This is a genomic window from Limosilactobacillus portuensis (genome assembly GCF_028607025.1).
GTDB classification, from domain to species: Bacteria; Bacillota; Bacilli; order Lactobacillales; family Lactobacillaceae; genus Limosilactobacillus; species Limosilactobacillus portuensis.
This window is the reverse complement of record NZ_CP117296.1, coordinates 1,492,702-1,501,928: the sequence shown is the minus strand read 5'-3', so window position 1 is coordinate 1,501,928 and position 9,227 is coordinate 1,492,702. Positions and strand designations below refer to the sequence as shown.

General features: G+C 36.4%; 14 protein-coding genes. 9 read left to right on the top strand and 5 right to left on the bottom strand.

What is annotated here, in order from left to right:
* Nucleotides 1-73: 73 nt before the first annotated feature.
* The 8 genes from PRK60_RS07795 to PRK60_RS07760 all read left to right on the top strand — a co-directional run bounded on the left by PRK60_RS07795 (nucleotide 74) and on the right by PRK60_RS07760 (nucleotide 5,455).
* Nucleotides 74-712 carry a TetR/AcrR family transcriptional regulator gene (locus tag PRK60_RS07795; RefSeq protein WP_273645926.1) on the top strand — a complete coding sequence of 213 codons (639 nt, stop codon included), beginning with the start codon at nucleotides 74-76 and terminating at the stop codon, nucleotides 710-712.
* 951 nt (nucleotides 713-1,663) lie between these two features.
* Nucleotides 1,664-2,161, top strand: coding sequence for a sigma-70 family RNA polymerase sigma factor (locus PRK60_RS07790; RefSeq protein ID WP_102168613.1), 498 nt, complete (start codon nucleotides 1,664-1,666; stop codon nucleotides 2,159-2,161).
* 180 nt (nucleotides 2,162-2,341) lie between these two features.
* Nucleotides 2,342-2,491, top strand: a complete 150-nt coding sequence (gene rpmG / locus PRK60_RS07785; RefSeq protein ID WP_273645925.1) for a 50S ribosomal protein L33 — start codon at nucleotides 2,342-2,344, stop codon at nucleotides 2,489-2,491.
* Between the two features lie 16 nt (nucleotides 2,492-2,507).
* The gene (secE, locus tag PRK60_RS07780; protein ID WP_003717524.1) at nucleotides 2,508-2,684 is read left to right on the top strand and encodes a preprotein translocase subunit SecE; all 177 of its coding nucleotides are present in this window, start codon (nucleotides 2,508-2,510) and stop codon (nucleotides 2,682-2,684) included.
* A gap of 120 nt (nucleotides 2,685-2,804) precedes the next feature.
* Nucleotides 2,805-3,350 (top strand): transcription termination/antitermination protein NusG, encoded by a 546-nt coding sequence (gene nusG / locus PRK60_RS07775; protein WP_040531564.1) that lies wholly within the window; start codon nucleotides 2,805-2,807, stop codon nucleotides 3,348-3,350.
* A 282-nt stretch (nucleotides 3,351-3,632) separates the two neighbouring features.
* Nucleotides 3,633-4,058 carry a 50S ribosomal protein L11 gene (gene rplK / locus PRK60_RS07770; protein ID WP_003717526.1) on the top strand — a complete coding sequence of 142 codons (426 nt, stop codon included), beginning with the start codon at nucleotides 3,633-3,635 and terminating at the stop codon, nucleotides 4,056-4,058.
* A 95-nt stretch (nucleotides 4,059-4,153) separates the two neighbouring features.
* Nucleotides 4,154-4,846 (top strand): 50S ribosomal protein L1, encoded by a 693-nt coding sequence (rplA, locus tag PRK60_RS07765; protein WP_102168614.1) that lies wholly within the window; start codon nucleotides 4,154-4,156, stop codon nucleotides 4,844-4,846.
* A 276-nt stretch (nucleotides 4,847-5,122) separates the two neighbouring features.
* Nucleotides 5,123-5,455: a hypothetical protein gene (locus PRK60_RS07760; RefSeq protein WP_273645924.1), complete on the top strand. Its 333-nt coding sequence runs from the start codon at nucleotides 5,123-5,125 to the stop codon at nucleotides 5,453-5,455.
* A 57-nt stretch (nucleotides 5,456-5,512) separates the two neighbouring features.
* Here PRK60_RS07760 and PRK60_RS07755 read toward each other — a convergent pair whose 3' ends face one another.
* From PRK60_RS07755 to PRK60_RS07735, 5 genes are all read right to left on the bottom strand, one after another.
* Nucleotides 5,513-6,664 carry a tyrosine-type recombinase/integrase gene (locus tag PRK60_RS07755; RefSeq protein WP_273645923.1) on the bottom strand — a complete coding sequence of 384 codons (1,152 nt, stop codon included), beginning with the start codon at nucleotides 6,662-6,664 and terminating at the stop codon, nucleotides 5,513-5,515.
* 72 nt (nucleotides 6,665-6,736) lie between these two features.
* A complete protein-coding gene (locus PRK60_RS07750) occupies nucleotides 6,737-7,189 on the bottom strand; it encodes a hypothetical protein (RefSeq protein WP_273645922.1) in 453 nt (150 codons plus the stop codon).
* Nucleotides 7,190-7,204: 15 nt separating this feature from the next.
* Nucleotides 7,205-8,068: a hypothetical protein gene (locus PRK60_RS07745; RefSeq protein WP_102168085.1), complete on the bottom strand. Its 864-nt coding sequence runs from the start codon at nucleotides 8,066-8,068 to the stop codon at nucleotides 7,205-7,207.
* 7 nt (nucleotides 8,069-8,075) lie between these two features.
* A complete protein-coding gene (locus PRK60_RS07740) occupies nucleotides 8,076-8,468 on the bottom strand; it encodes a hypothetical protein (protein WP_273645921.1) in 393 nt (130 codons plus the stop codon).
* A gap of 32 nt (nucleotides 8,469-8,500) precedes the next feature.
* The gene (locus tag PRK60_RS07735; RefSeq protein WP_102168087.1) at nucleotides 8,501-8,824 is read right to left on the bottom strand and encodes a helix-turn-helix domain-containing protein; all 324 of its coding nucleotides are present in this window, start codon (nucleotides 8,822-8,824) and stop codon (nucleotides 8,501-8,503) included.
* A gap of 139 nt (nucleotides 8,825-8,963) precedes the next feature.
* Between PRK60_RS07735 and PRK60_RS07730 the strand changes: the two genes are divergently transcribed.
* Nucleotides 8,964-9,185 (top strand): helix-turn-helix transcriptional regulator, encoded by a 222-nt coding sequence (locus PRK60_RS07730; RefSeq protein ID WP_273645920.1) that lies wholly within the window; start codon nucleotides 8,964-8,966, stop codon nucleotides 9,183-9,185.
* Nucleotides 9,186-9,227: the final 42 nt, after the last annotated feature.

The following is a 9,227-nucleotide window of genomic DNA, read 5'->3' as shown; positions in this document are numbered from 1 at the left end:
ATTAGTGTAAAAAAATTAAGCTCCCTTACGACATGAGATATAATACTTTTTTGTAATGAAAGGGTTGGGAGACATGGATATAAGAACAATAACGACAAAGAGAAGAATTCAAGAAGGATTGTTCAATCTTCTTAAGGTTAGAGAATTTACGAAATGCAATGTTAACGAGATTGTTGAGTATGCTGAAATTAGCAAAAGAACTTTTTATGCATACTATAAAGGAAAGCATGATCTACTAAATACAATTGAGACTCAATTGCTTAAGGGATTAAAAGAAAATTTGGCAATTGATCGTGAAAAACTTACACAAATTAAGCATATTCCTAGCGCTGAAGAAATTAATAAGTTAGCTGACATTGCTTTTAATAATACAATTGCGTACTGTAACCGAAATAAGACGGCTTTCTCTGGGTTACTATCCCAAAATGGCGATATTTATTTTTATAAAAAAGTGGTTAAGTTAGGCAATCAGGAATTTAATAACCGCTTTCCATACCTATTCCAAGAAGAAATGGAAACGGAAAATTCTTTAACATTAAGATTTATAAGAAATATTTATGTACATGGCATAATTGATATTCTGGTACTTTGGGGGAATAGCAACAATTCAATCGGAATTGATGATGTCAAGCGATTATTAGGACTCGTTCAAACTAAGTCACCAGTAGAATTAATGAAGCTTTACCAAATTGAAATGGATCGATTTCATTAGTTATTTATATAAATGGCGGTATTGATTAGTCTCGTATTTAGTTAAGGGAGCAATTAAGCTTTTCCCGGCATTAAAACGATTCCTAATAATGAAAACGTTGAAGTTGGGATACATTATTAGGAATTCTTTAATAGTAATTTTTTTGTTATTAAATTTGATGAAGCTGTAAGGAGACTCATCATAAACATGCTTGACTACTAAATTATCTTTGCGACAGCCATGCTCATAACGAAAAGTGATTTCCTTGGCAGAAATTTTATATATTGTAGCTAATTTATGGATATTAGTTGTTTTACCATGAAAAGGAATTCTTTTTAGCATAAGTTCACCTAGTAATTATAGTTTTGTTCAGTATATTCATAATCACTATTATTTTTAATATTAGCGAGGAAAGATAAACTTAGCGTGCATATGTGATACTAGGCGTATATAAAAATGGCTAAACTATGATAACGAGAAATTGCATAATTCACCTTACGTGCTTAAACAGGGATTCAAAAAGCAAAATTTTTTCAAATTATAAAATATCCCATAACAACAAATAATTGGTATATTGAAACACTTGTCGCATTAAAAGACTATTCTGGCGATTGTGTTCATGTTAGAAAAGCAAATTTTTATGCAGCTAAATTTGTTGATTAACTATCATTTGAATGGTTGTTCACCAAATCACAAGAAAGTGCTACTCAAACTACTAAAAGTTTGGTAGATTATTTTCAGGCATTAGTCACCAAGATCGAGAGGCTTAGTATAAGGAACCGGTACTAGGAATTGAGAATCTTCCTGACGATGGGAATGGGAATCCCTCGACCAGGCAATCAATGAATGGGTGAAGGAGCCAAATTCAAGAAAGGTGATCCTTAATCAAATTAAGGTGAAACAATGATAAAAAATCATTCAGCTAATCTCGAATTACTCACTCAGGCACAAGTCGGCAACGAGGATCAATTTATGGCATTATTTGATTGTTACTCTTCACTTGTTAAGCGACTTTGGCAGCGATTTTATATTGCTGATTTAGAGCTTGAGGATTGGGAGCAAGAGGCACAACTTGTCCTGCTAAAGGTTATTTATTCATATAACGGCAAAGATATTAATCAATTTAGCGGTTTTTATAAGCAGAGCTTAATCAATCGCCTTCTTGACTTGTATCGTGCCAGGCAAGCAGATAAACGGATCCCGGTTGATCAATTGGACTCTTTGGGAGAAAGTGATAGTGAGACAATGATTGGCGGAGAAATTTTACTAGAAGATATTGTCTATTGTCATAAGAGTATTAAAGAGATCATTAGAGTTAGCTCGTCATTTGAACGAGATGTGTTGGCGCTGATTGTTACTGGAAAATCGGTTGAATATGTGTGCCGAAAGCTTCGATGTAGCAAGCGACAGGTTCAGAGTGCTCTTTCACGAGCCCGGACAAAATTAATCAAGATTTTAGCGGGTGAGTGATCAGGGTAAAGGATCAATAAGTTAAGAACAAGGCTGGTAATTTAATCAGTCTTTTTCTAATCATTAAACGTAAAAAAGCATAATCTTTTGGCCCTTGATAACAATTACTGATGACATAACGCAAAGACTTGTTTTAGTAAATGGAACATGCTAATCTTAATTATGTGTGGAGGTGAAAGTATGTCCCAAAAGAAAGCTGCACTGGAATGTACGAAGTGCGGTGCTCATAACTATACAATTACCGCTAATCCTCAACGACAAGAACGATTAGAATTAAAAAAGTTTTGTAAACATTGTGGTGAATATACTCTTCACCGTGAAACCCGTTAGTTAGCTGGAGGAAATTATGCATCTGTTTCGTTTTATTAAAAGTGTAAACCACGAAATGAAGCTGGTTGTTTGGCCAACTGCTCGTGAAAACCGGCGTGATACAACCATTGTTATTTCGTTAACGCTTTTCTTCGTCTTATTCTTTGCCCTGTTTGATTGGCTAATTCAACTCTTAATGAAGTTATTTGTCTAAGCAGTGGTCAAACTATAAGAGATTTGTTATACTAAATTCAACAAGCTTCGTGGGGGATCCGCGAGGTTTTTTATTTTGAAATTGAAAATGAGAGTTAATTTTAATTAAGGAGGATTCATCGTGGAATCAAATGAAAAACGCTGGTACGTTCTACACACATACTCAGGTTATGAAAACCGGGTTAAGAGCAACCTGGAGTCACGTGCTCAATCAATGGGGATGCAAGATTACATTTTTCGAGTAGTTGTTCCTGAAGATGAGGTTCGTCAAGTTAAGGACGGTCAAGCTAAGGAAGTAGTTGAAAAGACATTTCCTGGTTACGTCTTGGTAGAAATGGTTATGACTGACCAAGCCTGGTACATTGCGCGGAATACACCTGGTGTTACCGGTTTCTTAGGTTCTCACGGTGGTGGTTCAAAGCCAACCCCATTACTTCCAGAAGAAGTTGATCGGATCATGAAGCGGATGGGTGTTCAAACCGTTCAACACGATATTGACGTTAGTGTTGGTGATAGCGTTAAGGTGATTGCCGGACCATTTGCTGACTTAACCGGTAAGGTTACAGAAGTTGACCATGAAAAGATGAAGTTGAAGGTTAACGTTGAAATGTTTGGTCGTGAAACGTCCGCTGAATTAGGCTTTGACCAAATTGATACGGTGGAATAAAAGGAGAGGGTGAACCGCGACGTACTAGCCACCGAGTACTAAGGAAGTTCAGACGATGATTGTTTACAATCAAGTCTGGACAATTTAGACGGAGGTGGCGGTCGCGGTGAACTATTCTCGATTGTGCTGCATAGCACGTTATAATCTTATTTTTACACTATTTACCTTGAATTTTAATTATAAATGTGGTAAGTTACCTAAGTATGCTATTCGACATACTGTGGGAGAGGTAAATTTACTGCCTCATCATGACCACAACACGGACTAAGGAGGTTTTGTCTCGTGGCAAAGAAAGTAGCTAACGTTGTCAAGTTGCAAATTCCTGCCGGTGCTGCTACACCAGCTCCACCAGTAGGTCCTGCACTTGGGCAAGCAGGTATTAACATTATGGGCTTCACTAAGGAATTTAACGCTCGGACTGCAGACCAAAAAGGAATGTTGATCCCAGTTGTTATTACTGTATATGAGGACCGTTCATTCGACTTCATTACCAAGACGCCACCTGCTGCTGTCTTATTGAAGAAGGCCGCTGGTGTTGAACACGGTTCCGGTGAACCTAACACTAACAAGGTTGCTTCTGTAACCAAGGCTCAAGTTAAGGAAATCGCCGAAACTAAGATGCAAGATCTAAACGCCGCTGACGTTGAAGCAGCTATGCGCATGATCGAAGGTACTGCACGGAGCATGGGCTTCACTGTTGAAGACTAATTGCTGAGAAGCAGGCCGGATGCACTATAAAAGTAGTACATCCCGTGGGAGGTATTAACTCCGCTAGACCACATTTGCAAGGAGGAAAACACAAGATGGCTAAAAATCGTGGTAAGAAGTACCAAGATGCGCTTAAAAAGGTTGACAGCAAGAAGAAGTACGCTGTTAACGACGCAGTTCAATTAGTAAAAGATATTGATTTCGCTAACTTTGACTCAACTGTTGAAGTTGCATTTAAGTTAAACGTTGATACTAAGCAAGCTGACCAACAATTACGTGGTGCCGTTGTTTTACCAAACGGTACTGGTAAGGATCAAACAGTTATTGTTTTCGCTAAGGGAGACAATGCTAAGGCTGCTAAGGATGCTGGTGCTGACTTTGTTGGTGACGCTGACTTGGCTGACAAGATCCAAGACGGTTGGTTAGACTTTGACGTTGCAATCGCAACTCCAGACATGATGCCAGTTGTTGGTCGTTTAGGTCGGATTCTTGGACCTAAGGGCTTAATGCCAAACCCAAAGACTGGTACAGTTACTATGGATGTTGCTAAGGCAGTTGAAGAATCTAAGGCTGGTAAGGTTACTTACCGGACTGACCGTGATGGTAATGTTGCTGTTCCATTCGGTAAGGCTTCATTCGATACTGATAAGTTAGTTGAAAACTTAAAGACTATTGAAGATGTTGTTATGAAGGCTCGTCCAGCTTCTGTACGTGGTACTTACGTACAACACGCTTCAATTGCTTCAACTTTCGGACCAAGTGTTACACTTGATTTGGAAAGCTTCTAAATTGAATAATTAGAAGATAAAAAGATGGAATCAGATTGATTCCATCTTTTTTGCGTTATTAGGGTAATGCTTTAGCAAAGTACCCTGATAATGCTTTTTTATTTTACTTATATTATTTATTCGCTCATTTTTAAGGACTTATAAAATTGATATGGCTTTTTGTTTGGTAAAATGACAGAGATCGTTTATTATAAAAATATGAAAATAATTATTTTTATATTTTTATAAACTTAAAAGCGCTTTTAAGAGATCGCTATTCTGGAAGGAGAACAAGTAATGAGTGAAGATATGAATTATAAATCACTATTTATTGGTGATAAATCAGAAAATGGCTCAGTCTATATGGATGAATTAAAACGATTAGTCACTAACCATTTAGGCTGGCGGAAAGATTATATTCCTTCAGATATTCCAGCAATTACTGACAGTGATCAAACTAAGAAAGAATATCAAGATTCGTTGCGTCGTCAACATGAAGTGTTAACTGAACTTGATCAACGGTTACGTCCAGGTACTATTCCTTGGATGTCAGCTGGTCGTTATTGGGGTCAAATGAACTCTGATACATTGATGCCAGCCATGCTAGCATATTGCTATGCTTTGTTGTAGCGTTTACTGTAATTTTTACCGATTATTACCGATTTCAAAGAGCAAAATACTCTGTTTCTAGTTATTATCTTTCATTACCAATTCTGAAGTTGGGACACTTTTCGGGACACCAAGTTGTGAAAGTGCATTGTCGATTTGTTTATCTCCTTCTTTTTTGTATTCGTCAATTAAATAAGCATACCGATTAGCGGTTGTGGTGATGTTACTGTGCCCTAACCTTTTACTTATTGCATATAATGGAACGTTATGAGCTAGCAAGTAAGCGACATGAGAGTGACGTAAGCTGTGAAAGTGAAAGTTAGGCTTGTCAATGTTGCACTTCTTTAGAAACGTTCTCAACGTACGGTTAACAGATGAAGAGCCGGGCATTTTACCGTAAGTCGGGTTCATAAAGACAAGCTGTTCATCATTGTCTTTTAACTGTGATAGCAGGTCAAGAAGTTCATCGTTAACGTGGATAATTCTATTTGATGATTGCGTTTTGGTTGGCTTGAATGGATTGTCTGGTGTTCCTGAAAGGTAGTTCCATGACTTGTTGATCGTGATCGTTTTAAAGCTGAAATTAACATCGTTCCAAGTTAAACCAGCGATTTCAGATAACCGCATTCCTGTATAAATTGCTGTCAAAATCAAATAGCGAGTTGTGAAGTATGGAGTCAGTTTAAATTCTAAGGCGTTAGTTAATCTGTTTAGCTCATCAATGCTAAGATACTGTACTTTTTTAACATTCTCATCATTCCACACTAATTGAGCATTAGCAGTGAAGTCCTTATGAATGATCCCGTCAGCCATTGCAGATTTAACACAAGTCTTAAGGTAGCTGTTGACCTTGCTGACGGTTGGCTTTGAATGGCTTTTACCGAACTCGTTGATGAATAACTGGTACTGCCTCCTTGTGATGTTTTCTAGCTTAGAATTGCCAAAATACTGATTAATAACGTTGATGCAGTAACTATAGAATTTAGCGGTTGCTGTTGAGACGTTATTTTTCTTATAAGTGTCGTACCAGTCCTGATAGTATTTTAAGAACGTGGGGTTAAGTGAGGTTAGAACGCCATTATATTTTTGAATTTCTAATTTTGCACCATACTCCCGTGCTGCTGATTTAGTCTTAAACCCGGATTTTGACTTTTTATGTTGCTTGCCAGAAGCGTCACGCCACGTCACTCGCACCATATAGTTTTTACCACGTTTAACTATTTGAGCCATTATGCTACCTTCTTTCGTACGTATGTTCTTAACGTTCGTTTTTTAAACCGGTCGATTTCGACCGGTTTAAAATTAATTGTGTGAGATATTTCCATCATCATTAACAGTAGCCGTATAACCATTGCCAGAAAAAGTCCAACCATTGCCAGAAAAAGTCCAACCATTGCCGGTTCTGGTAGCTTGCAAATCACCATTTGCACCGCCAAGCATTGTTCGTGCTTGATCTTCACTAATAGGTGCATTATTTTGAGATATTTGATTATTAGATGCTTGGTACGAATTTTGAGCATTAGACTGATTAGCTTGCTTTACAGGAGTAGCAGATGACTGAACTTGTGTCTGCTGACTAGAGCTACTGCTCGAATTAACAGATTTATATTGTTTATTACTCTTTTTGTGTTTTTTAACAACTTTGCTACTACTTGATTTACTTGATGAATCAGATTTTTTGGTTGCCTGTTTACCACATGCCGAGAGTGATAAGCAGGTAATAACAGCAATACATAATAAAGTTATTTTTTTCATAACATTTTCCTCAATTTACTTAAGTGTTTGACCAGATTCTGTTTGAATGTGTGTATCAGGTACATGTTTAATGTGATTCTGTGTAGCTATGGAGCTTACCGCATAATCAGCCTTATCTCTAATTTTTTGAATATCTTTATTATCAGCGTAGGCAACACTATCATCCACAATAAATGTTACAGAGTTAATTTTTCCGGTTGTCGGGTTTATGTCACATTTAATATCACTAATAGCACCATTAGATTTTTCGATTGCTGTGTTTAATTGTGATTCAAATTTTGATGCCTTTTCAAAATTACTATTAGTTTTATCGTTTTCGCTTTCTGACGATTCACTGGCGCTCATTGAATTCATAATTGAATTGGCACTATCAGAATCGTTATAAATTGAAAATTTTTTAGAGTTATCATTGCTATCTTCCAATTTAAAATTGTGGACTAGATCATCGCTCTTCAATGTAATTGGTATCTTTAGAGTTTGACCTTTCTTAATAGTAAAAGTCTGTGTTTTAAACTTTTCTTGGCTGTCGTCTGCATTTTTTAGCTTTACTTTACCGTTTTGAAGCCCTTTGATTTTAACAGTGTACTTTCCATCCTTATTAGAATCAAAATGGATTTCACCGTTATAGTCATCGTCATCGCTGTATATTAATTTAAAAATTCTAACCGTTGATTGTTGCGATGATTGGTTAGACTCCTTAGCGGAATTCGTTGACGAAGGTGATCCGGCAACTACCAAAAAGATAAATGAAAGTAAAAGGTAAATAGCTAAAGTCAATCCAAAAAAATTCCACTTGAATTTTTTCTTAATTGCTAATGTAAGCAGAACTAAAATAGCAATTAATCCCAACAGTAACCAAATAGCGGTAAATGCAATCATCTTATAATTACTCCTCATTCAATTTTTCGTATTCCTTATTAAAGGCAGAACGAACATCCTTTTCGTCCCAAAAATTGATGTCGTTATTATCCATAAAATTATAAATGTCTATATCATGATCTGTTCCGTATTCAGCAACATACTCTCTAACTAAGCAGTCTATTCTAAATTCTTCAGCTTCATGTTCCATTTTAAGACGAGCAACTTCTGAAGCCTTGTAAAGGGCAAACATATTATAATGCTTAGAAACATGAGCAACTTCGTGTAAAAACGTTTCATGAAAATTATGGTCGGTTTTATTTAGCAAGGTACTTAAATAGATGTTGTTTGTTTCTGGATGATAAAAGCCACGTTCATGAAAAGGACCGTACACAACGCTAACGTGAAGTTCGGATAACATGGCTTGTATTTTCTCCATGTCATTCATAACGATCACTTCTTCTTGTTAGCCTGAATAGTTCTGTAAATATCAGCGAGTAATTTTTTATCGTGTTCATCCAGTGGTTGACCGTCAAAAGACATGACATCAAAGAAATCATGTGATTCTGGATTCCTAGCTTTTGTTTTACCTAAGAGATAGTCAGCTGATACGTTGAAGTAATCTGATAAGGCTTCAAGAGCACTACTGCTAGGATCTGATCTTCCAATTTCCCACGATGTTACTGTTTGCTGTGACACATGTAAAATCTTTGCTAATTCACGTTGCGATAATCTTTTTTCGTTACGTAAGTCTTTAATTATCCTCCCTGTTTCCATTGTTAAACCTTCTTTCATTTTAACTATAATTATAGTGCAACTACAATTTTATAGTTAAAATGATAAATAAATGTATTTAAAGGCTTTACTTTGATTAAAAAATGTAGTAATATAAAAACTGTTGAAAGGAGGACAAGGTATGAGAAATGAGTTAAAAGCATTGCGAGTTCGTAAAGGGCTAAGCCAAGAACAATTAGGAAAATTAATAGGTGTTGGCTACGGTGCAGTATCAAAATGGGAAACTGGAAAAACAGATCCTAGATTTGATAAAGTTAGCAAATTAGCTAAGGCTCTGGATGTAAGTGAAGATGAGATTTTTTTTGCGCTTTCTAACCACAAAATCACTTCAAAAAATGCTTGAATTTGATGAATTGATATTAATTTGTAGTCAAGGAGGCGGTGT